The sequence below is a fragment of the Streptomyces sp. LaPpAH-108 genome (genome assembly GCF_000373625.1).
Classification (GTDB): Bacteria; Actinomycetota; Actinomycetes; order Streptomycetales; family Streptomycetaceae; genus Streptomyces.
The window spans coordinates 584855-608599 of record NZ_KB891995.1; the positions used below are offsets into that span (position 1 = coordinate 584855).

General features: G+C 72.5%; 16 protein-coding genes and 1 tRNA gene. 12 read left to right on the plus strand and 5 right to left on the minus strand.

The annotated features are described in order from the left end of the window. The first annotated feature begins 57 nt into the window (after positions 1 to 57). The 11 genes from bldG (at position 58) to B079_RS0121835 (ending at position 16472) form a co-directional block, all read left to right on the plus strand. Positions 58 to 399: an anti-sigma factor antagonist BldG gene (gene bldG / locus B079_RS0121785; RefSeq protein ID WP_018547960.1), complete on the plus strand. Its 342-nt coding sequence runs from the start codon at positions 58 to 60 to the stop codon at positions 397 to 399. A 152-nt stretch (positions 400 to 551) separates the two neighbouring features. Beyond that, a complete protein-coding gene (locus tag B079_RS0121790; protein WP_018547961.1) occupies positions 552 to 989 on the plus strand; it encodes an ATP-binding protein in 438 nt (145 codons plus the stop codon). 340 nt (positions 990 to 1329) lie between these two features. Beyond that, positions 1330 to 3738, plus strand: coding sequence for a sodium-translocating pyrophosphatase (locus B079_RS0121795; RefSeq protein ID WP_018547962.1), 2409 nt, complete (start codon positions 1330 to 1332; stop codon positions 3736 to 3738). A 235-nt stretch (positions 3739 to 3973) separates the two neighbouring features. Continuing rightward, entirely contained in the window at positions 3974 to 4570 is a 597-nt protein-coding gene (locus tag B079_RS0121800; protein ID WP_018547963.1) for a hypothetical protein, read from the plus strand. Between the two features lie 120 nt (positions 4571 to 4690). Next, positions 4691 to 6223: a DUF7059 domain-containing protein gene (locus tag B079_RS0121805; protein WP_018547964.1), complete on the plus strand. Its 1533-nt coding sequence runs from the start codon at positions 4691 to 4693 to the stop codon at positions 6221 to 6223. A gap of 303 nt (positions 6224 to 6526) precedes the next feature. Further along, positions 6527 to 6724, plus strand: coding sequence for a hypothetical protein (locus B079_RS35290; RefSeq protein WP_018547965.1), 198 nt, complete (start codon positions 6527 to 6529; stop codon positions 6722 to 6724). Between the two features lie 237 nt (positions 6725 to 6961). Then, positions 6962 to 9793 carry a type I DNA topoisomerase gene (gene topA / locus B079_RS0121815; protein WP_018547966.1) on the plus strand — a complete coding sequence of 944 codons (2832 nt, stop codon included), beginning with the start codon at positions 6962 to 6964 and terminating at the stop codon, positions 9791 to 9793. 161 nt (positions 9794 to 9954) lie between these two features. After that, positions 9955 to 13146, plus strand: a complete 3192-nt coding sequence (tmk, locus tag B079_RS0121820; protein WP_018547967.1) for a dTMP kinase — start codon at positions 9955 to 9957, stop codon at positions 13144 to 13146. 163 nt (positions 13147 to 13309) lie between these two features. Beyond that, positions 13310 to 14515: a DNA polymerase III subunit delta' gene (locus B079_RS0121825; protein WP_018547968.1), complete on the plus strand. Its 1206-nt coding sequence runs from the start codon at positions 13310 to 13312 to the stop codon at positions 14513 to 14515. Positions 14516 to 14663: 148 nt separating this feature from the next. After that, the gene (locus B079_RS0121830; protein ID WP_018547969.1) at positions 14664 to 16301 is read left to right on the plus strand and encodes an alpha/beta hydrolase; all 1638 of its coding nucleotides are present in this window, start codon (positions 14664 to 14666) and stop codon (positions 16299 to 16301) included. A gap of 97 nt (positions 16302 to 16398) precedes the next feature. Further along, positions 16399 to 16472 (plus strand) — tRNA-Thr (locus B079_RS0121835). A gap of 54 nt (positions 16473 to 16526) precedes the next feature. Here B079_RS0121835 and B079_RS0121840 read toward each other — a convergent pair. From B079_RS0121840 to B079_RS0121855, 4 genes are all read right to left on the minus strand, one after another. Further along, entirely contained in the window at positions 16527 to 17855 is a 1329-nt protein-coding gene (locus B079_RS0121840; RefSeq protein ID WP_234016840.1) for an MFS transporter, read from the minus strand. A 344-nt stretch (positions 17856 to 18199) separates the two neighbouring features. Continuing rightward, entirely contained in the window at positions 18200 to 19006 is an 807-nt protein-coding gene (locus B079_RS0121845; protein WP_018547971.1) for a helix-turn-helix transcriptional regulator, read from the minus strand. 139 nt (positions 19007 to 19145) lie between these two features. Beyond that, a complete protein-coding gene (locus tag B079_RS0121850; protein ID WP_026248929.1) occupies positions 19146 to 20804 on the minus strand; it encodes a bifunctional 3'-5' exonuclease/DNA polymerase in 1659 nt (552 codons plus the stop codon). Between the two features lie 123 nt (positions 20805 to 20927). Further along, entirely contained in the window at positions 20928 to 21716 is a 789-nt protein-coding gene (locus tag B079_RS0121855; RefSeq protein WP_018547973.1) for a Clp protease N-terminal domain-containing protein, read from the minus strand. 160 nt (positions 21717 to 21876) lie between these two features. Here B079_RS0121855 and B079_RS0121860 point away from each other — a divergent pair, with 160 nt between their 5' ends. After that, positions 21877 to 22992, plus strand: coding sequence for a DUF2786 domain-containing protein (locus B079_RS0121860; RefSeq protein WP_018547974.1), 1116 nt, complete (start codon positions 21877 to 21879; stop codon positions 22990 to 22992). A gap of 115 nt (positions 22993 to 23107) precedes the next feature. On the opposite strand, the gene B079_RS0121865 is transcribed toward B079_RS0121860, so the two are convergent. Continuing rightward, positions 23108 to 23635: a DUF4232 domain-containing protein gene (locus tag B079_RS0121865; protein ID WP_018547975.1), complete on the minus strand. Its 528-nt coding sequence runs from the start codon at positions 23633 to 23635 to the stop codon at positions 23108 to 23110. Positions 23636 to 23745 lie beyond the last annotated feature (110 nt).

Sequence of the window (23745 nt, forward strand, 5' to 3'; positions counted from 1 at the left end):
CCGCAAGCCGAGATGTCCCGAGGGACGACCGCTCGATAGCAAGGTGCTGGAGGTTCCGTGGACCTGTCCCTGTCGACCCGTACCGTCGGCGATCGCACGGTCGTCGAGGTCGGTGGCGAAATCGATGTGTATACCGCGCCCAAGCTGCGCGAGCAGCTGGTCGAGCTGGTGAACGACGGGAATTTCCACCTCGTCGTCGACATGGAGGGCGTGGACTTCCTCGACTCCACCGGTCTCGGCGTGCTGGTCGGCGGCCTGAAGCGGGTGCGTGCCCACGAGGGCTCGCTGCGCCTGGTCTGCAACCAGGAGCGCATCCTGAAGATCTTCCGCATCACCGGCCTCACCAAGGTGTTCCCGATTCACACCTCGGTCGAGGAAGCGGTGGAGGCCACCGACTGACGACGGACCGTTCGCCGAGTCCGGGCCCCGCGGCCCGGACCCCGGTGGGTCCTGTCCCGCGCCGTGTGCCGGGGCACAGAAGTACAGCGTGGGGTGCGGGCTTTCGGCTGCCCCGCCCCCGTGTCGCACGCCCGTAGTAGCGAGGGGGATGCATGGCCACCGTCGAACTCCGCTTCAGCGCGCTGCCCGAGCACGTCCGTACCGCCCGCCTGGTGGCGGCTGCGGTGGCGCGCCGGGCCGGAGTGGACGAGGCCGTGCTGGACGAGGTCCGGCTCGCCGTGGGCGAGGCCTGCTCCCGCGCCGTCGGGCTGCACCAGAGCGGGGGCATCACCGCACCGGTGAAGGTCGCGCTGATCGAGGAGGAGAAGCTGTTCTCCATCGAGGTCGGCGACGAGGCCCCGCATCCGGTCGCCGCCGAACGGGTGGCGGGCGGTCCCGCGTCCGACGCGGACGTGGAGGCCGAGGAGGACGAGATGGGCCTCGCGGTCATCAGCGGACTGGTGGACGACGTCAAGGTCACCACCGGCGCGGACGGCGGTCTGATCCGCATGTCCTGGCCGACGGTGCCTCCGGTCACCCCGCTTCTCTGATCCCACCCTCGCCGCACCCGCACCACCACCCAGGGCCCTGCCGAGCAGGGCCCTTTGTGCTGCCGTCCCGCGCCCCTCCCGCGCGCTCCCGCGCCGCCCCGGAATTCGTGAAGGAATTCACGAGTAATTCCGATCAAGGAAAGCCCCCGCCGGAACGCTCCCGAACGCCCCGGAACACCATCGGAACGCCCCCGGAAATGCCTCAGCGCTATTACGCCGTTCGGGTTCTCGGTCCTTGTTCCGGTCCGGATCATTTGCTAAAGACCATGTGCCGGGCAATTCTGTTTACCGTGCCCTGTGCTGATCATCAAGAGCTCAGCCCAAGCCTCAAGGAGGACGAATGGCGGGGCTTTCCCTCCCTCAGCCGGATCACTCCATACCCCTCGCGGCAGCGGTCCTGACCGACGACAACCGGATCATGGTCGCGGTGATCGCGGCCGTCGCCGTGGCCGCGCTCGTGGTCGCGGGCGTCCTGGTGCGCCAGGTGCTGGCGGCCGACGAGGGCACCGACTCGATGAAAGAGATCGCGGAGGCGGTCCAGGAAGGCGCCAAAGCGTATCTCGCACGCCAGCTGCGCACTCTCGGCGTATTCGCCGTGGCCGTCTTCTTCCTGCTTCTGCTGCTGCCCGCCGACGACTGGAATCAGCGGGCCGGGCGATCCGTGTTCTTCCTGATCGGCGCGGTGTTCTCGGCCGCCACCGGTTATATCGGCATGTGGCTCGCCGTCCGCAGCAATGTGCGCGTCGCCGCAGCCGCGCGGCAGGCGACTCCCGCGCGGGGCGAACCGGAAAAGGATCTCACCGTCGTATCGCACACGGCGATGAAGATCGCATTTCGCACGGGCGGCGTCGTCGGCATGTTCACCGTCGGCCTCGGCCTGCTCGGCGCCTCCTGCGTGGTGCTGGTCTACGCGGCCGACGCGCCCAAGGTGCTGGAGGGCTTCGGCCTCGGGGCCGCGCTCATCGCGATGTTCATGCGCGTGGGCGGCGGCATCTTCACCAAGGCCGCCGACGTGGGCGCCGACCTGGTCGGCAAGGTCGAACAGGGCATCCCGGAGGACGACCCCCGCAACGCCGCGACCATCGCGGACAACGTGGGCGACAACGTCGGCGACTGCGCGGGCATGGCGGCCGACCTCTTCGAGTCGTACGCCGTCACCCTGGTCGCCGCGCTGATCCTCGGCAAGACCGCCTTCGGCGACGCGGGTCTCGCCTTCCCGCTGCTGGTGCCCGCCATCGGCGTGGTCACCGCCATGATCGGCATCTTCGCGGTCGCCCCGCGCCGCGCCGACCGCAGCGGCATGAGCGCGATCAACCGGGGCTTCTTCATCTCGGCGGTGATCTCCCTCGTGCTCGTCGCCGTCGCCGTCTTCCTCTATCTCCCCTCCCGGTACGCGGACCTGAAGGGCGTCACCGACGCCGCGATCCTCGCCAAGGACGGCGACCCGCGCGTCCTCGCGGTGGTCGCCGTCGCCATCGGCATCCTGCTCGCCGCCGTCATCCAGCAGCTCACCGGCTACTTCACCGAGACCACCCGGCGCCCGGTCCGCGACATCGGCAAGACCTCGCTCACCGGCCCGGCCACCGTCGTGCTCTCCGGCATCTCCATCGGTCTGGAGTCGGCGGTGTACACCGCGCTGCTGATCGGGCTCAGCGTGTACGGCGCGTTCCTGCTCGGCGGCACGTCGATCATGCTCGCGCTGTTCGCGGTGGCGCTCGCGGGCACCGGGCTGCTCACCACGGTCGGCGTGATCGTCGCCATGGACACCTTCGGGCCGGTCTCCGACAACGCGCAGGGCATCGCCGAGATGTCCGGCGACGTCGAGGGCGCGGGCGCCCAGGTGCTCACCGACCTGGACGCGGTCGGCAACACCACCAAGGCCATCACCAAGGGCATCGCCATCGCCACCGCCGTCCTCGCGGCAGCGGCGCTCTTCGGGTCGTACCGGGACGCGATCACCACCAATGTGCGGGACGTGGGGGAGACGCTGACCGGTCCCGGGGCGCCGCTGACCCTGTCCATGGACATCTCCCAGCCCAACAACCTGGTCGGCCTGATCGCGGGCGCGGCGGTCGTCTTCCTCTTCTCCGGACTCGCCATCAGCGCCGTCTCCCGGTCGGCCGGTTCGGTGGTCTACGAGGTGCGGCGGCAGTTCCGCGAGAAGCCCGGGATCATGAACTTCACGCAGAAACCGGAGTACGGCCGCGTCGTCGACATCTGCACCAAGGACGCGCTGCGGGAGCTGGCCACCCCGGGTCTGCTCGCCGTCATGGCGCCGATCTTCATCGGGTTCACGCTCGGTGTCGGCGCGCTCGGCGCCTACCTCGCGGGCGCCATCGGCGCGGGCACCCTCATGGCGGTGTTCCTCGCCAACTCCGGCGGCGCCTGGGACAACGCCAAGAAGCTCGTCGAGGACGGCCACCACGGCGGCAAGGGCAGCGAGGCCCACGCGGCCACGGTGATCGGCGACACGGTGGGCGACCCCTTCAAGGACACGGCGGGCCCGGCCATCAACCCGCTGCTCAAGGTCATGAACCTGGTCTCGCTGCTCATCGCGCCCGCGGTGATCAAGTTCTCCTACGGCGCCGACAAGAGCGTGGCCGTACGGATCGTGGTCGCGGTGCTCGCGCTCGCGGTGATCGTCGTCGCGGTGTACGTGTCCAAGCGGCGCGGCATCGCGGTGGGCGACGGGGACGACGAGGACGAGGGCGAGATATCCAACTCGACGCCCCCGGCGGTCGTTTCGTAGGCGGCGTAGGGACGGTCCGGTCAACGGACGGGCGGGCGGTGCGTGCTGACGTACCGCCCGTCCGTCGTGTGTGGGGACGGCGTCCTCCCCTTCCTGTGGGCATCCGCACGCCGTGAGCCTTCTCTCCTGCGGTGCGAAGCATGACAAAAGCCGACGTAGGGGGCGTTCGCCGGGGGGAAGGTGTGGTCCGCCGTGTAGATTCCGGGGGCCGAGAGCCAGGGAAGGGACCGATCCTGTGAACAAGAAGCTCGCGGCCGCACTGTCCGGCGGTGCGGTACTGATAGTCGCGCTGACCGGATGCGGCGGCAAGAGCGAAGGACCCGACCCCAAGCTGGGGGTCTGGGCCAAGTCGGTGTGCGACGCCGTACCCGCTCAGGACAAGAAGATCAGCGCGGCGAACGCGTCCATCGCCAAGATCGCCTCCGACAGCGACCTCGCGCCCAAGGACGCCAAGGAGACCTACTCCCAGGCGTTCCAGGACATGTCCGAGGGCTACAAGGCGATCGCCGACGCCATCAGCGGCGCCGGTGCGCCCCCCGGGGTCGAGGAAGGCGCCAAGCGCCAGCGGGACGCGGTCAAGAACCTCAACGACCTCTCCGCGTCGTACGCCGACCTCAAGAAGAAGGTCGACGACCTGGACACCAAGGACCAGGGCGAGTTCGCCAAGGGCCTGCACGACGTCGCCGACCGCACCAAGGCGATCGGCAAGCAGAGCGACAGCGGCACCGAGGCGCTCAAGCGCCTGGAGCAGGGCGACGTCCGCGAGGCGATCGCGGAGCAGGCCAGCTGCAAGGCCGCGGGCTCGGCGTCGGCGTCCGCGCAGGCGGGCTGACGGCGCCCGCCCCGGCCGGGCGCGCGGCGAAGCCGCTCCCGCCCGGCGCCCCCGCGCGCTGCCCGGCCGCCCCGGCCGGGCGACACCGGTCACCCCGGCGCGGCGGGCCACAATGGGGACGTGACTGACACCGGCTCCGCTCCCCTGCCCGCCGCCGACCGACCCGGCACCACCGCCCAGCTGCGCGACGCCCTCCTCGCGGCCTCCTTCACCGCCGACGGTCTGCTCGACCTGCTCGGCGCCCCCGCGTACGCGGCGCTGGCCCGCAGCGAGACCGTGCCCGCGCTCCGCGCGACCCGGGGTGAGACGCCGCTGGAGGCGCTGGTGCGGCTCTTCCTGCTCCAGCAGCCCGTGCCGTCCGCGCGCCTGGCCGGCGTCCTGCCCGTCGACGACGCGGTGGACGCGGGCTGGCTCACGCGCGTGGGCGACGACGAGGTGGCCGCGACGGTGGACGTACGGCCCTACGGCGGTCCCGACGGCGAGGACTGGTTCATCGTGTCCGACCTCGGCTGCGCGGTCGGCGGCGCGGGCGGCATCGGCCAGCGCGCCGAGAACGTCGTCCTCGGGGTGGGCGGCGCCTCCACGACGCTGGCCGGGATCACCGTGCGCACGCCTGTCGGCTCCGCGCTCGACCTCGGCACCGGCTCCGGCATCCAGGCGCTGCACGCCGCCCAGCACGCCACGCGCGTGACGGCCACCGACCTCAACCCGCGCGCGCTGCACATCACCGCGCTCACCCTCGCGCTCTCCGGCGCGCCCGCCGCCGATCTGCGCGAGGGCTCGCTGTTCGAACCGGTGCGCCAGGACGAGACGTTCGACCTGATCGTCTCCAACCCGCCCTTCGTCATCTCGCCCGGTGCCCGGCTCACCTACCGGGACGGCGGGATGAGCGGGGACGATCTGTGCCGCACGCTCGTTCAGCAGGCGGGGGACCGGCTGAACGAGGGCGGGTTCGCGCAGTTCCTCGCCAACTGGCAGCACGTGGAGGGGGAGGACTGGCAGGAGCGGCTCAGGTCGTGGGTGCCGCGCGGGTGCGACGCGTGGATCGTGCAGCGCGAAGTGCAGGACGTCACGCAGTACGCCGAGCTGTGGCTGCGGGACGCCGGGGACCACCGCGAGGACCCGGCGGAGTATCAGGCGCGGTACGACGCCTGGCTCGACGCGTTCGAGGCGCGCAAGGTCAAGGGGATCGGCTTCGGCTGGATCACCCTGCGCAAGACGGCGGCGGCCGAGCCGTCCATCGTCGTGGAGGAGTGGCCGCACGCGGTCGAACAGCCCCTCGGCGACGCGATCCGCGCCCACTTCGAGCGCGTCGCCCACTTGCGCGAGCACGACGACGCGGCCCTGCTGGAGGGGCACTTCAGGCTGGCCGCCGAGGTGGTCCAGGAACAGGTCGGGCTCCCCGGTGCCGAGGACCCCGAGCACGTGGTGCTCCGTCAGCACCGGGGCATGTGCCGTGCCACCAAGGTCGACACCATCGGCGCGGGCTTCGCGGGCGTCTGCGACGGCACGCTGAGCGCGGGCCGCATCCTGGACGCCATCGCCCAGCTGGTCGGCGAGGACCCGGTGGCCCTGCGCGACCGCACCCCGGCCCAGATCCGGCTGCTGGTGGAGCAGGGCTTCCTGGAGCCGGTCGGCCGACCGGCCGCCTGACCACCCGGCCGACGGACACGGAAAGGGCGGACACGGCAAGGGCGGACACGGAAAGGGCGGGTACGGCTGCCGTACCCGCCCTCCCCGTGCCTGCGTAACCGCCACCCGATCTTCGCCGTACGCCCCGGGCACCACGCCGCGCCGGAAAGCGGCTGGAGAACGGCCGGAAAAGTGTGCTCCGCCACCCCCGTCCCGCCCCGGCGGAGCCTGTCGTTCACCCGGACGTCGCCGCCCTGTCGATCGCCCGTGGCACGCTCCCCGCGCCGAAGCGGGACGGAGCGGGAAGAGAGGGGCGGGCGGGGTATGGAGAGCGGTCCGGCGGTGTTCGCGGGAGTGGTGTTCGCGCTGTTCGGAGGGGGTCTGCTGGTGTGGACCGGGGTCCGGGTGCGGCGGCGGGAGCCGGTGGCCCACGGGGTCGGGCAGACCACCTCGGCCACGCTTGCCGTGGTGGGCGGGGCCGTCGCGCTGGGGCTGGCCGCGTACTGTCTGACGCGTCTCTGAGATCCGGGGCGGAGCGTCGCGCTCCGGACGCGGGCCGCGGACCGAGCGGGGACTCCGGGCGGCAGGAATGCCGGTAGTCGGGTTACCGTTCGAGTGGCCGTTGTGGGCTTTTCCCGTTTGACACGGGGGCGGGATGTACCGTCACACTCCGCAGCGTCACACGTGCCAGAAGCACGCCGCGACCCCGGGACCAAGGCCCTGGGGAGGCCCAAGCGTCGACCGGAGAGAAGAGCGAAGTTGTCCCCGACCAGCGAGACCGCACAGGGCGGCCGCCGACTCGTCATCGTCGAGTCGCCTGCCAAGGCGAAGACGATCAAGGGTTACCTCGGCCCCGGCTACGTAGTCGAGGCCAGCGTCGGGCACATCCGGGACCTTCCGAACGGCGCCGCCGAGGTGCCCGACAAGTACACCGGCGAGGTCCGCCGCCTCGGTGTGGACGTCGACCATGACTTCCAGCCGATCTATGTGATCAACGCCGACAAGAAGGCGCAGGTCAAGAAGCTCCGGGACCTGATGAAGGATTCCGTCGAGCTGTTCCTCGCCACCGATGAGGACCGCGAGGGCGAGGCCATCGCCTGGCACCTCCAGGAAGTCCTCAAGCCGAAGATCCCCGTCAAGCGGATGGTCTTCCACGAGATCACCAAGGACGCGATCCGCGAGGCCGTCGCCAACCCGCGCGAGCTGAACAAGAAGCTGGTCGACGCCCAGGAGACCCGCCGCATCCTCGACCGCCTCTACGGCTACGAGGTCTCGCCGGTCCTGTGGAAGAAGGTCATGCCGCGCCTGTCGGCCGGGCGTGTCCAGTCGGTGGCCACCCGGCTCATCGTCGAGCGCGAGCGCGACCGCATCGCCTTCCGCTCCGCCGAGTACTGGGACCTGACCGGCACCTTCGCCACCGGCCGCGCCGGTGACCCCTCCGACCCGTCGTCGCTGGTCGCCCGGCTGCAGACGGTCGACGGCCGCCGTATCGCGCAGGGCCGCGACTTCGACTCCCTCGGGCAGCTCAAGAGCCCGAACACCCTCCACCTGGACGAGGTCAGCGCGCGCGCTCTGGCCGCCGCCCTGGAGACCACCCGGTTCTCCGTGCGCTCGGTCGAGTCCAAGCCGTACCGCCGCTCGCCGTACGCCCCGTTCCGTACGACCACCCTCCAGCAGGAGGCCAGCCGCAAGCTCGGCTTCGGCGCGAAGGCGACCATGCAGGTCGCCCAGAAGCTGTACGAGAACGGCTACATCACCTATATGCGTACCGACTCCACGACGCTCAGCGACACCGCTGTCGCCGCGGCGCGTGCGCAGGTCACGCACCTCTACGGCGCCGACTACCTCCCGCCGCAGCCGCGCACCTACGCGGGCAAGGTCAAGAACGCCCAGGAGGCGCACGAGGCGATCCGCCCCTCCGGCGACCGCTTCCGCACCCCGGCCGAGACGGGCCTGACCGGCGACCAGTTCCGGCTCTACGAGCTGATCTGGAAGCGCACCGTCGCCTCCCAGATGAAGGACGCGATCGGCAACAGCGTCACCGTCAAGATCGGCGGCACCTCCGCCGACGGCCGGGACGTGGAGTTCAGCGCCTCCGGCAAGACGATCACCTTCCACGGCTTCCTCAAGGCCTACGTGGAGGGCGCCGACGACCCGAACGCCGAGCTGGACGACCGCGAGCGCCGGCTGCCCCAGGTGGCCGAGGGCGACCCGCTGGCCGCCGACCAGATCACGGTCGACGGTCACGCCACCAAGGCCCCGGCCCGCTACACCGAGGCGTCCCTGGTCAAGGAGCTGGAAGAGCGCGAGATCGGCCGCCCGTCGACCTACGCGTCGATCATCGGCACGATCCTGGACCGCGGCTACGTCTTCAAGAAGGGCACGGCCCTGGTGCCGTCCTTCCTGTCCTTCGCCGTGGTCAACCTGCTGGAGAAGCACTTCGGCCGACTGGTCGACTACGACTTCACCGCTCGCATGGAGGACGACCTCGACCGCATCGCGCGCGGTGAGGCCCAGTCCGTGCCGTGGCTCAAGCGCTTCTACTTCGGCGAGGGCCTGGAGGCCTCCGGTGCCGCCGCCGACGCGGGCAACGGCGACGGCGACCACCTCGGCGGCCTCAAGGAACTGGTCACCGACCTGGGCGCGATCGACGCCCGCGAGGTGTCCTCCTTCCCGGTCGGCGACGGCATCGTGCTGCGCGTGGGCCGCTACGGCCCGTACATCGAGCGGGGCGAGAAGGACACCGAGCAGCACCAGCGCGCGGACGTCCCCGAGGACCTGGCCCCGGACGAGCTGACCGTCGAGCTGGCCGAGGAACTGCTGGCCAAGCCCAGCGGCGACTTCGAGCTGGGCGCCGACCCGGTCACCGGCCACCAGATCATCGCCAAGGACGGCCGCTACGGCCCCTATGTCACCGAGGTGCTTCCCGAGGGCACCCCGAAGACCGGCAAGAACGCGGTCAAGCCGCGCACGGCCTCCCTCTTCAAGTCCATGTCGCTCGACACGGTCACCCTCGACGACGCCCTCAAGCTGATGTCGCTGCCCCGCGTGGTCGGCACCGACGCCGAGGGCGTGGAGATCACCGCGCAGAACGGCCGCTACGGCCCGTACCTGAAGAAGGGCACGGACTCGCGCTCGCTCACCTCCGAGGACCAGATCTTCACGATCACCCTGGAGGAGGCGCTGGCGATCTACGCCCAGCCCAAGCAGCGCGGGCGGGCCGCCGCCAAGCCGCCGCTGAAGGAGCTGGGCGAGGACCCGGTCTCCGGCAAGCCGGTCGTGGTCAAGGACGGCCGCTTCGGTCCGTACGTCACCGACGGGGAGACCAACGCCACCCTGCGCTCCGGCGACAGTGTGGAGGAGATCACCCCGGAGCGCGGCTTCGAACTGCTCGCCGAGAAGCGGGCCAAGGGCCCCGCCAAGAAGACGGCGGCGAAGAAGGCCACGGCCAAGAAGACGGCTCCGGCGAAGAAGACCGCCGCCAAGAAGACGACGGCGAAGAAGACGACCGCCAAGAAGACGACCACGGCGAAGAAGACCGTCGCCGCCAAGAAGACGGCCTCTTCCGGCTCCTCCGGCACGGAGGACTGAGCCTCCGGGACTCCTCCCGTACGCCCCGGTACCGCCCGCGCGCGGTGCCGGGGCGTCGGCGTGTCGTCGCGATGTGAGCACCCGGTGTACGTCCAGGGGCAGAGCGGGACCGAGGGGGCAAGGAGGGCATGGGTGTCAGCGGCTGCGGATAGGCTGAACGCATGACGCGAGCCGAGCAGCCAACGGCCCCCACCCCAGCACCGGACGACGCACTGGTCGCGGATTCCCGCGAACGCGCCGTCCGTTCCCTGCTGCGCCGACCGGACCTGCGGCGCCTGTGCGGCGCACACCTCGTGAGCGGTACGGGCGACGCCCTGGCCCTGCTCGTGCTGGTCCTCCTCGTCCTCCAGGCGGCGGTCGCCCAGGGCGCCTTCGGCGGGGGGTACCGGGGCGTGGCCTTCGCCGTCGCGGTCGTCTTCGCGGTGCGCGTCCTGGCCACCCTGCTCTTCGGCGCCGTCCTGCTCGGCCCGCTGAGCACCCTGACCGCGCCGGGCGGCCCGCTCGACCGGCGCTGGACCATGGTCGGCGCCGACGGTGTGCGCGCCGCGCTGCTGCTCGTCGCCCCGCTGTGGATCGACTGGACGCCGGACAACGCGCTGGCCGTCCTGCTCGTCACCGCCTTCGTCACCGGTGTGGCCGAACGGCTGTGGACGGTGTGCCGCGAGAGCGCGGCCCCCGGTCTGCTGCCCGCACCGCCGCCCGAGGGCGCGACCGTGCGCCCGCTGCCCGACCACCTGGAGGCCCTGCGCCGCCTCGCGCTGCGCACCGGCTTCCTCGCCGTCCCGCTGGCGGCTGCCGCGCTGGTCGTCGCCTCCCTGTTCAACAACCTCCTTGCCACCGGCATCACCTGGTTCGACCAGCACCACGCGGCCCTCGCGTCGTACGTGGCGGCCGGACTCTTCGCCGCCTCCCTGTCCGTGCTCAGCGCCCTGAAGCTGCCCGGTGTGCGCACCCCGCGCGCGCGGTCGCCGCTGGAGGGCCTGCGCCGCCCGCGCACCGCCGCCGGTGTGGACAAGGGCCGTACGGGCGCCGTCCTGCCGCTCGTCATCGCCTGCGCCGCCGTGGCCGGGTCCATCGCCGCCGCCGTCGCCGTGTGCGTGCTGCACGCCACCGACCTGGGTGGCGGCCCGGTGCTCTACGGCCTCCTGGTGCTCGGCCTGACCGGCGGTGTCGGCGTCGGCGTGCGCACCGCGCCCGCGCTGCTGCCCTCGCTCTCGCGCCGCAGGTTCCTCGCGCTGGCCATAGCGCTCACCGGCATCGCCCTGCTGGCCGCCGGTCTCGTCCCGGACGTCACCACGGTGCTGCTCCTGGTCACCCTGGCCGGTGTCGCCGCGGGCGTGTCCGCGAACACCGGGCACGCGCTGCTCGACCAGGAGACCGAGGAGTCCCGCCGGGGCCGGATCACCGAGCACCTGCACGCGGTGGTCCGCGTCTTCATGGCGCTCGGCGTCCTGATCGCCCCCGTGGTCGCCGGGCTCATCGGCCGCCACCGCCTGGAGAGCGGTCGCTTCGTCTTCGCGCACGGCGGCGCCTCCTTCACCCTGATGCTGGTCGGCGCGCTGCTGCTGCCGATCGCCGTCCTGGTCCTCGCCAAGGTCGACGACCGCTCCGGCATCCCGCTGCGCCAGGACCTCAAGGACGCCCTGCTCGGCGGGGACGACCCGGTGACGGCCCCCGCGACGAACGGATTCTTCATCGCCCTGGAGGGCGGCGACGGCGCGGGCAAGTCCACCCAGGCCGAGGCGCTGGCCGAGTGGATCCGCGGCAAGGGCCACGAGGTCGTCCTCACCCGCGAGCCGGGCGCCACGCCCGTCGGCAAGCGGCTGCGCTCGATCCTGCTCGACGTGTCCTCGGCGGGCCTGTCCCACCGCGCGGAGGCCCTGCTCTACGCGGCCGACCGCGCCGAGCACGTGGACACCGTCGTACGGCCCGCCCTGGAGCGCGGCGCGGTCGTCATCTCGGACCGGTACATCGACTCGTCCGTCGCCTACCAGGGCGCGGGCCGCGACCTGTCCCCGACCGAGATCGCCCGCATCAACCGCTGGGCCACCCACGGCCTGGTCCCGCATCTGACCGTGCTGCTCGACGTGCCGCCGGAGACCGCCCGCGAGCGGTTCACCGAGGCGCCCGACCGCCTGGAGTCGGAGCCCGCCGAGTTCCACGCGCGCGTGCGCTCCGGCTTCCTCACCCTCGCCGCCGCCGACCCCGGCCGCTATCTGGTCGTGGACGCGGGGCAGGAACCCGAGGCCGTCACCACCGTGATCCGGCACCGGCTCGATGTCGTCCTGCCGCTCTCCGAGGCCGAGATCAAGGCCCAGGAGGAGGCCCGGAAGCAGGCCGAGGAGGAAGCGCGCCGCAAGGCCGAGGAAGAGGCCGCGCGCAAGGCCGAGGAGGAGCGCCTGGAGCGCGAGCGCCAGGAAGCGCTGGCCCGGCTGCGCGCCGAGGAGGAGGAGCGCAAGCAGCGCGAGCTGGAGGAGGCCCAGCGCCGCGAGGCCGAGCGCCAGGCGGAGGAGGCCAGGCGCCGGGCCGAGGAGGCCCACCGGCGCGCCGAGGAGGAGCGGCAGCGGCTGCTCGCCGAGGAGAAGGCCCGCGCCGCAGAGGAGGCCCGCCGCAGGGCGGAGGAGGAGCGCCGCCGCCGGGAGGCCGAGGAGGAGGCCCGGCTGCGCGCCGAGGCCGAGGCCCTGCGCCTGGAGAAGCAGCGCAAGGCCGAGGAGGCGCTGCTGCGCGCCGAGGAGGCCCGCAGGCACGCGGCCGAGGCCGCCGCGGCGGCCCAGGAGGCGGCCCGCCGCCGGGGCGCCCCGCGCCCCGCGGACCGGCCCGCGCCCCCGGAGGCGACGACCATGCCGACGCCCGTGATCTCGCTGAACAAGGACGACGCGCCGCGTTCCGCGCCCCGCGCGGTGGACGAGACGGTCCCGACCCCGGTCATCGACCCGAACGCCGACCGTACGGCCGTGCTGCCGCCGGTGCGCGACGAGCGCCGCGAGTCCGAGGTGACGGCCGAGGTGCCGCGTCCCCCGGCGGGCGCCACGGACGAGACGGCCGTACTGCCCCAGGTGCCGTCGAACGACGAGACCGCCGTCCTGCCGCCCGTGCGCGGCGACGGCCGGCCGAGCCGGGTGCCCTCCGGCTACTTCCGCGACGAGCGGACCGGCGCCGACGACAGCACCCGCGAGATGCCCCAGCTCGACGCCGACGGCCGCCCGCGCCGCCCGCGCCCCGACTGGGCCGAGGAGACCCCGCTGGACGACCTCCCGTCGCTCGCGGACGAACTGCTCGGCTCGTACGACGAGCGCGCGTACGGGGCGCCTGACGAGGACGAGGACAGGCGGGGCCGCAACCGGCGCCGCTGAGCGGGCTGGTCCACCGGACGGGGCGGCGCCCCCGGAGCTGTCGCACGGCTCCGGGGGCGCCGCCTTTCCACCGTGTGCCCGGCGCTCGTTTTCGGGGTTGTCGGTGCTCGCCCGCACAATGGAGACCGGACAGGCGCGGTGTGACGGAAGGACGGCGTGACCCATGACCGTATGGGACGACCTCGTCGGGCAGGAGAAGGTCGCCGCGGTGCTGGAAGGCGCCGCGCGGGACGCCGACGCGCTCGTCACGGCCGCCTCCGCCGCCGAACCGGTGCCGGAGTCGTCACGGATGACCCACGCCTGGCTGTTCACGGGCCCGCCCGGCGCGGGCCGCAACCAGGCGGCGCGCGCCTTCGCCGCCGCCCTCCAGTGCGTGAGCCCCGACCGCGCCCTCGGCGGAGTACCCGGCTGCGGCTTCTGCGACGGCTGCCACACCGCGCTGCTCGGCACCCACGCGGACGTCACCCCGGTCGCCGCCGTGGGCGCGGAGATCCTGGTCAGGGACATGCGCGACACGGTCCGCAAGTCCTTCACCGCCCCGGCGAACGGACGCTGGCAGATCATCCTCGTGGAGGACGCCGAGCGGCTGAACGAGAAGTCGGCCAACGCCGTCCTCAAGGCCGTCGAGGAGCCCGCCCCGCGCACGGTGTGGCTGCTGTGCGCGCCCTCCATCGAGGACGTGCTGCCCACGATCCGCTCCCGCTGCCGTCACCTGAACCTGCGCACGCCTCCCGTGGACGCCGTCGCCGACATGCTGGTGCGCCGCGACGGCATCGAGCCCGAGGTCGCCGCGGCAGCCGCCCGCGCCACCCAGGGCCATGTCGACCGGGCCCGGCGCCTGGCCACCGACCCGGCGGCCCGCGAGCGCCGGGCCACCGTGCTCAAGCTGCCGCTGCGCCTGAGCGAGGTCGGCGCCTGTCTGAAGGCCGCCCAGGAGCTGGTCGACGCCGCCGCCGAGGACGCCAAGCAGCTGGCCGAGGAGATGGACGGCAAGGAGTCCGAGGAGCTGAAGGCGGCGCTCGGCGCGGCCCAGGGCGGGCGGATGCCGCGCGGCACGGCGGGCGTCATGAAGGACCTGGAGGACATGCAGAAGCGCCGCAGGACCCGTACGCAGCGCGACAGCCTCGATGTGGCCCTCGGCGACCTCACCGGCTTCTACCGCGACGTCCTCGCCCTCCAGCTCGGCTCCCGCATCGCGCTGGCCAACACCGACGCCGAGGACGCGCTCGACCGCATCGCCCGCTCCAGCTCCCCGGAGTCCACCCTGCGCCGCATCGAGGCGATCTCCGCGTGCCGGGAGGCCCTGGACCGCAATGTGGCTCCGCTGCTGGCGGTGGAGGCGATGACGATGGCGCTGCGGGCGGGGTGAGGCGGTGCGGTGTGGTGCGGGGTGAGGCGGTGCGGGGCGGGGTGATCTGGCGCGCGGGGCGCGTGACCGGCGGGCGGCGCCGTCCTCCGTACGAGGCACGCGTCGCACCCAACGTGTCCACGCCATCGCGCAGGGTTACGCTCGCCTGATGCAGACCGAGCCTTCTCCGCGCCGGTACTCCCGGACGCTGTCCCCGGGGCCGCGCGCGCCCCGCACCGCCGGCACCCGTGCCCGCGCCACCGCGGCTCTCCTCGCGGCAGCCGCGCTGCTGCTCACCGCCTGCTCCGCCACCGGTCCGGGCGACGCCTCGGCCGCCGGTACGGTGCAGGCGGCCGTACTGCCCCCGCTGCCCCAGGCGACCCCGGCCGCGCTCGCGCCGTACTACGCCCAGCGGCTGACCTGGCGCGCGTGCGGTGCCGCCGGTTTCGAGTGCGCGACGATCAAGGCGCCGCTCGACTACGCCAAGCCCGGCGACGGCGACGTCCAGCTCGCCGTCGCCCGCAAGAAGGCCACCGGCAAGGGCAAGCCGCTCGGCTCGCTGCTGGTGAACCCCGGCGGCCCGGGCGGCTCGGCGATCAACTACCTCCAGCAGTACGCGGCGCTCGGCTATCCGGCCGAGGTCCGCGCCCGGTACGACATGGTCGCCATGGACCCGCGCGGGGTCGCGGGCAGCGATCCGGTCGAGTGCCTGGACGGCCGCCAGATGGACGCCTTCACCGAGACGGACCTGACCCCCGACACCTCGAAGGAGACGGACGCGCTGGTCACCGCGGACCGCGACTTCGCGGAGAGCTGCGGCGCGCACTCGGCGCGGCTGCTGCGGCACGTCTCCACCGTCGAGGCGGCCCGCGACATGGACATCCTGCGGTCCCTGCTCGGCGACGAGAAGCTGAACTACGTCGGCGCCTCGTACGGCACGTTCCTGGGCGCGACGTACGCCGGGCTGTTCCCGCACCGCACCGGCCGCCTGGTGCTGGACGGCGCGATCGACCCCTCGCTGGACGCGCGCCAGGTGAACCTGGACCAGACGGCGGGCTTCGAGACGGCCTTCCAGGCGTTCTCGCGGGACTGCGTGAAGCAGGCCGACTGCCCGCTCGACAGCAAGGACCACACGCCGGACCAGGTCGGACAGCGCCTGCAGTCGTTCTTCCGGCAGCTCGACGCCCACCCCCTCCCGGCGGGCGACGCGGACGGCCGCCAGCTGGGCGAGTCGCTGGCGACCATCGGCGTGGTCGCGGCGATGTACGACGAGGGCTCCTGGGAGCAGCTGCGCGAGGCGCTGAACTCGGCCATGGACGACCACGACGGCGCGGGCCTGCTGGCGCTGGCCGACAGCTACTACGAGCGCGACGCCAAGGGCCACTACAGCAATCTGATGATGGCCAACGCGGCTGTGAACTGCCTGGACCTCCCGCCCGCCTTCTCCGGGCCTGACCAGGTGGAGAAGGCCCTCCCGGCGTTCCGCAAGGCGTCCCCGGTCTTCGGCACCAGCCTCGCCTGGGCCTCCCTGAACTGCGCCTACTGGCCGGTCAAGGCCACCGGCGCCCCCCACCGCATCGAGGCCAAGGGCGCCGCCCCCATCGTGGTCGTCGGCACCACCCGCGACCCGGCGACCCCCTACCGCTGGGCCCAGTCCCTCTCCCGCCAGCTCACCTCGGCCCGCCTCCTGACCTACGAGGGCGACGGCCACACCGCCTACGGCCGCGGCAGCGCCTGCATCGACACCGCCATCGACACCTACCTCCTCAAGGGCACCCCGCCCACCCAGGGCAAACGCTGCACCTGACCACCCCACCGGCCCCCGCCCGGGGGCCGGTGCGACCACTCCCCGAACCTGTGTAGACTTACCGACGTTGCCGCGCACCCCGGTGCTCGCGCAGCACGCCGCTTTAGCTCAGATGGCCAGAGCAACGCACTCGTAATGCGTAGGTCTCGGGTTCGAATCCCGAAAGCGGCTCAGCGAAAGCCCAGGACAGAAACTCTCTGACCTGGGCTTTTTTGCTTTCCAAGATCAGTCCGTGGTGGCGGAACACCCTCTCGGGGCACCATGATCGCCACCGGTGGACAGCCGGTGGACGGGCGTGGCGGTGGCCCCCGGTGCCGGGGTCGTGGAACCGACGGCGAACCGGGTCAGGATCCAGGCCGCGGCGCCCAGCACGGTGGCGACCGATGCCCAGGCGAGGTCGGAGTGCAGCAGTGCGGCACTGGCCGCGGCCACGCCCGCCATCGACTGCTGGAGGAAACCGCACAGGGAGACGGCGTAGGCGCCGTGGGTCCGACGGCTGCTGACGGCGGTGGCCATGCTGTTGGGGAACAGCACGGACTGACCGAACGTGGTGACGCAGTACAGCCCGACGAAGGCCACCAGGGCGCCGGTCTGCGGCAGTCCGGGCACCGACCACAGCACGATCATCAGCACACCCGTGGCGGTCATCACGAGCGCCCCGGCGGTCATCAGCCGGCCCGAACCCGTCCTGGACACCAGGCGGTTGACGGTCATGGCACCGGCGAAGTAGGCCAGGCCGAGCAGCAGACCGAGGCTTCCGTACTGGTCGGTGGCGAGCCCGAAGTGCTGCTGGAAGACGAACGGGCTGACCTCCTGGAGCAGCACGATGGTCGCGAACCCCGCGCCTCCGGCCAGTGCGGGCAGCAGGAACGCGCGCTGCCCGCTGATCTCGAGGCAGATCCGCAGCACTTCCGACGGCCGCTGCACGGCTCGGGCCGACTCGAACGGCACGGTGAACGTCAGCGCCGCGGCGAGTGCGCCGACCACGGCGAGGACCACGAAACCGGCCTCCCAGTGGGCGTACCTGCCGATCAGGCCGCCGAGGAACTGGCCGCCGCCCATCGCCGTGATGAACGCGATCGACAGCACCGACAGACGCCGGGCCAGTTCGTCGCCGTTCCAGCGGTCGCGCACCAGGATGCGCGCGATGATCGCGGCACCGCCCGCGCCGATGCCCTGTAGTGCGCGCAGCACGAGCAGTGCCTCGGGAGACCGGTTCAGCGTGATCGCCGCGCTGGTGAGCACGAACACCGCCAGCGAGGCCAGCAGCGGGGCCCGGCGGCCGTAGCGGTCCGCGGCCATGCCCCACAGCACCACGGGAGCGGCGGCGCCGATCACGAAGGCCGAAATGGACAGGGCCGCATAACTGCGGGACATTCCGAAGTCGTGCGCCACGGTCGGCAGCGAAGGCAGATAGATGGTGGTCGCCATCTGCGCCATGAAGACCAGCAGACAGGACAGTGCCATGAGGCGCCGGTTCACGCTCTGCGGCGCCTCCGGATTTTCTCCGGCCTTTTGCTCACCCGTGCCCGGATAAACCTTCAGCTCAGTCATTCTTGCTCCGCAGATCATTGACCAGACGGCCGAAATGTTCGATGTCCGCACGCGTCATGTCGGCACGGATCATGATGCGCAGCCCCGCCTTTCCCTGGGCGATGACCAGGAGTCCATACGGGCCCGGTGAACACAGAGATTCGCAACTGGGCGTAGCGAATGTCAACGGATTCGACCGGCAATGTTCTGCCGGTCGGTGCGTGGGACAGAAACGCTCGAGAAATCCGTACCGGCAAAAATCTGCCGGTTTCCCGACCGGAAAATCTTTGCCGGTCGACGGCTGTTGAACACGCCGTCGGCATCGATGAGAAGGGGATGCGCGGCCGTGGGGGCGGTCTGCGGAATCAGCCGTCCTGGCGGTTGATGAAAGTGAGCCGGAGGCCGGGGTAGCCGACGGGATGCAGGACGTGGGTGACCACGTCGATGGAGTGCGGGGCGAAGCGGGGGAGGGTCAGGCGGAACGTGTGTCCGTCCCGGTTGGCGATGATCACTGGACCGGCGTCCCAGATCCGTCGGCACTCGAGGTCGGCGAGCGCGGTCCGCAGGATGTCCCGCAGTTCGGGATGGCCCGGGTACTGCGCCATGCCGTAGCGCAGCATCGCGAGGTAGGCCCGCGCGTGCCGCGGCCAGTCGGCAAGTTGCTCCCGGGCTTCGGGGTCGGTCAGCCCCCAGCGGATCAGGTTCGCGCCGGGAACCCGCACCCAGGGGAACCACTCCGCCATCGCCGTGTTGTGTCCGAGCACGTTCCACGCGTTGTCGGTGAGATAGACGGGCTGCGTGGGCTGAAGATCCAGCAGTCGGTGCAGCGGCGCCAGATCGACACCGTCCATGGCGGAAACGGCGGGGAAGGGTTCGCCGCCCGCTGCGTAGAGGAAAAGGGTCGCCCGTTCGTCCGCGCACAGCTGCAGCGCGTTCGCCAGCGCGTTCAGGGTCCTGGCGTCCAGCCGGGGTATGGCCCCTCGTTCGAGGTTGCGGTACCAGCGTTCGCTCATCCCGACCTCGGCGGCCACCTCCACCTGCGGGAGCGGCTTGCCGAGGTTCATCTTGTGCCCGGCTCGCGCGCGCCAGGCACGCAGGAGGACGGCGAGGCTCAACGCTTCTTCCGGCAGCTCCACGAGGCCGGTCCGGTCTGCGGAGTTGTCGTGCTGCACGAAAGTGGGCCTCTGCTCTGAACTGCTTCCCCTGGCCTCAAAGAGTAACCCGGCCCGCCCGGCAGGCGCCGGGGCGCGGCACAGAACCCCAGGTCACATGGCAATCGGCCCGGGGTTCCCGCCCTTTCCGGCGCGGCGCCTACTTCGCGTCCGCGTAGCACTCCACCACCGCCGTCGTGAACGGGAGGCGGACCGGGGTGTCGCCGAAGGTCAGGCGGGCGGCCAGGGCCGAGGCGTTCTGGATGGCCTCGATGATCTGGTCCGTTTCCTTCGCGGGGCAGTGGACGATCACCTCGTCGTGCTGGAAGAAGACCAGTTCGGCGGCGAGGGGGGCGCAGGTGCGGCGGAGGGCGGCCAGGAGGAGGAGGGTCCAGTCGGCGGCGCTGCCCTGGACGACGAAGTTGCGGGTGAAGCGGCCCCGGGCGCGGGCACCGCCGCCGTCGGGGGCGGGGGAGTCGTCCAGGGGGATGCCCGCCTCCTCCGCCGCGTCCGGGGTCGCGGTGGCGGGTGGGCAGGTGCGGCCGAGCCAGGTGCGGACCAGGCGGCCCTCCTCGCCCGCGCGGGCGGCCTCGTCCACGTAGGCGACGGCCGCGGGGAAGCGGCGGCGCAGGGCGGCGAGGTTCTTGAGGCCGTCGCCCGAGGTCTGGCCGTACATCGCGCCGAGCACCGCGAGCTTGGCCTGTTCGCGGTCGCCGGAGAAGGCGTGGTCGGAGACGGACTGGTAGAGGTCGCTCTCCCGCGAGGCCACCTCCATGAGCGCCGGGTCGCGGGAGATCGCCGCCAGGACGCGGGGTTCCATCTGGTCCGCGTCGGCCACCACCAGCCGCCAGCCCGGGTCGGCCACCACCGCGCGCCGGATCACCTTGGGGATCTGCAGCGCGCCCCCGCCGTTCGTCACCCAGCGGCCGGTGACCGTGCCCCCGGCCTGGAACTCGGGGCGGAACCGGCCGTCGCGCACCCAGTCGCGCAGCCAGGACCAGCCGTGCGCCACCCAGATGCGGTACAGCCGCTTGTACTCCAGGAGGGGTGCCACCGCCGGGTGGTCCACGGAGCGCAGCTCCCAGCGGCGGGTGGAGGTCACCTTGATGCCCGCCTTCGCGAACGCCCTGATCACCTCGGCGGGCAGGTCCGGCCGCACCCGGTGGCCGAAGGCCGCCGACACCTCGTCCGCCAGCTCCGCGAGCCGGCGCGGCTCGCCCCCGCCCGTGTACCGCTCGCCGAGCAGGTCGCGCAGCACCTCGCGGTGTGTCTCGGCGCTCCAGGGCATGCCCGTGCGGTTCATCTCGGCGGCCACCAGCATCCCGGCCGACTCGGCCGTGGTCAGCAGATGCATCCGGTCCGGGTGCGCGGTGCGGTCGTGTCTTCGGTGCTGGTCGGCGTAGACCTCCAGGAGGTCCTGGAGCGGCATGCGCGTGGTCGCCGGTTCGAACAGGGACGACTGCGCGCCCCGGTCCGCCGGGCGCTGCGGCGGGTCGGGCGGCACGGGGCCGCCCCGGAGGCGGGCCAGGGCCGCGGCGGCCGAGCGCGGCTCGCCGTGTCGGCCCTCGTGGCCCAGCAGAAGTGTCTCGGCGTCCTCGATGTCGTAGCACCGCTCGACTCGCACCCCCGTGGCGAGCAGTCGCGGGTAGACCTCGGCGGTCGACCGCCACACCCAGCGCGTCACCTCCGGGCGGCTCCGTACCGCCTCGGCGAGATCGCTCTCGCGACGCACCGGACCGGCGGGCAGCCCGTCCGGACCGAGGGGGGCGACGTCCACGCCACCGTCCTCGGCCGGAGCGAGTGCCCACCGGTCGGCCATGTACGGGAGTGTGCCAGGGGGGTCTGACAATGGCTCTGACCTGCGGGGCAGCTGGGGGAGCGGCCCCTGCGGAGGCGTCCGCCTCACGCGGTCGGCCCCGCGCCGCGCCCCCGCCCGGCGCGGTCAGCCCTTCGCGTCCCCCTCCGCGTCGTCCGGATGCACCGCCGCCTCCGCAGCCGCCGACACCTCCTTCTTCTGCGCCAGGATCGCCGCCAGCACCCGGGTGACGTACTGCTCGCTCGCGTCCTTGGTGATGCCGAGCCCGCTGAGGACGCCCTCGCCGTTCTCGTGCTCCAGCAGGGCTAGGAGGATGTGCTCGGTGCCGATGTAGTTGTGGCCGAGCCGCAGCGCCTCGCGGAAGGTCAGCTCCAGGACCTTCTTGGCGTCGGGGCCGTAGGGGATGAGGTCGGGGACGTCCTCCGCCTCCGGCGGGAGCGCGGCGGTCGCGGCCTGTCGTACGGCGTCCAGGAGCACGCCCTGGTCGATGATCGCCTTCGCGGCCAGACCGTCCGGCTCGGCCAGCAGCCCGAGGACCAGGTGCTCGGGGCGGCCCTCCGGGTTGCGGGCGGCCACGGACTCGTTGTGCGCGGCCATGACGACGGCTCGCGCGCGGTCGGTGTAGCGGCTGAAGCCCTGGCTCGGGTCGAGATCCGCCGACTCCTTCGCGACGAACCGCTTCTGGGCCGCCTGCCGGGTCACGCCCATGCTCTTGCCGATGTCGGTCCAGGACGCGCCCGAGCGGCGGGCCTGGTCCACGAAGTGGCCGATCAGATGGTCGGCCACGTCACCGAGGTGATCGGCGGCGATCACCGCGTCCTGGAGCTGGTCGAGGGGTTCGGGGTGCACCTTCTTGATGGCCGCGATGAGGTCGTCGAGGCGCACGGATGACGTGATGTTGGGGTTGGTCGCCATGTGTCAACCGTAAGTTGACACCTCCTCACAGTCAACCGAAGGTTGACACGTGTTCGGGGGTGCGGCGGATTTTCGGACAAGGAGTCTCCTGGAATCGCCTGTCCACAGCCTGTGGACAACTTTTGGCGGGCTGTCGGTCCGGCGTGGCACGATCGACGGCGTGACCAGCACTGCCAGCACCGTCGAGCGCGCTTTCCGGGCCGCCCTCTACGACGACACCGACTCCGGCCTCGACACCGGCGCCTCCCTGCTCGCCGCCGACCCCGCCGCCGACGCGGAACTCGACCGGCGCGGCCGGGAGTTCGTCGCCACGGCCTGGCGGCGCGGCTGGCAGCCCGCCGATGTCGTACGACTCGTACGACGCGAGCTGGACGACCTCCACCTACGGCTCGTCGCCGCCCTGATCCAGGCTCAGGCGGGTGACGACCGGGCGCGCGGCCACCGCTGGGCCGCGCAGCTCGACGCCCTCCGCGAGCACACGGCCGCGCCCGCGCGCGGAAGCGACCGGTTCTCGCACGCCACCGCCGTCCTGGAGCTGTACCGGCTGCTGCTGCGGCTGCCCGCCCTGGAGCCGCTGGAGGAGCCCCGCCGGGCCGCGAGCCCGGAGGCGTCCCGCACCCTCGGCCGGATCCGCGCCCTGCTCGCCAAGGCCGAGGCCACCCCCTACCCGGAGGAGGCGGAGGCCCTGACCGCCAAGGCGCAGGAGCTGACGGCGCGCTACAGCGTGGACGAGGCGCTGCTCGCCGCCGCCGCGCCCGCGCCGGACGCGCCCGGCGCCTGCCGGATAGGCGTCGAGCCGCCGTACGAGCAGGCCAAGGCCGTCCTGCTGGACGCGGTCGCCCGCGCCAACCACTGCCGCGCGGTGTGGAACGAACCGCTCGCCTTCTCCACGGTCGTCGGTTTCGAGGCGGACCTGGAGGCCGTCGAACTGCTCCACACCTCGCTGCTGGTGCAGGCCACGCACGCGATGGCCAAGGCCGAGGCGGCGCAGCGGGCGGGCGGACGCAAGCGCACCAAGACCTTCCGGCAGTCGTTCCTCGCGGCCTACGCCCACCGCGTCGGCGACCGGCTCGCGGCGGTCGCCGAGACCCAGGTCACCCAGGACCTGCTCCCGGTGCTGGCCACCCGGGACATAGCCGTGACCGACCGGATGGAGCGCCTGTTCCCCGAGACCACCACGACCCGGCTGCGCGGGGTCAGCGACGCGGCCGGGTGGACGGAGGGCGCCCGCGCGGCGGACGAGGCGCAGGTACGGGCCCGGCGCCGACTGGACTGACGGCCCCGGCCGAAGCGACCGCCCCTGACCGACTCCGGCCGACCTGACCGACTCCGACCAACCCTGACCGACTCCGACCGACCCGACCGGCCCCGGCCGACCCGTACGGCGTCCCTCAGTCCCCGACCTGCTGGAAGGCGCTGACCGACGCGTCCGGGGTGGTCTCGCCGGTCTTGGCCGCGACCGTGCCGTACTTCCACGGGAAGCTCTGCGGCTCGCCGCCGCCCGGCAGGGTGATCTCCATGGTGGCCGCCTTCGCGCCCTTCGCCCCGGCGTCCGCGCCGCGCACGTAGCTGATGGTGAAGGTGGCCGAGTCGCCCTTGGCGAGCTTCAGCTTCTGCGCCGTGGCGCCCTCTTGGACGGGCAGCTTCGCCGTCCTGCCGTCCTGGTGGAGGGTGACGCCGGGGAAGTGGTCCAGGGTGCAGGGCGCGCTCTGGTTGGTGATGCTCACCGGCACCTGGCCGCTGTCCCCGGCGGCGGGGGCGACGCTCGCGGAGCCGACCTGGAGGGAGACCGCACCGGCCGCGCAGGCCGTACCGGCCTTGCTCTCGGAGCCGCCCGCCTTGCTGCCGCCGCCGTTGTCGCAGGCGGTCAGGGCGAGAGCGGCGGCGAGGGCGGTGAGGGTGAGCGGAATGACGCGCATGAACTGGTCCCATCGAGGTCGTGACGGTCTCCCCGCATCATCGCCCCTGCGCGCACCACCCGAGCACGCGCCCCCGGCGGATTCACCGCTTCAGGCAGGATTCCGGGCGG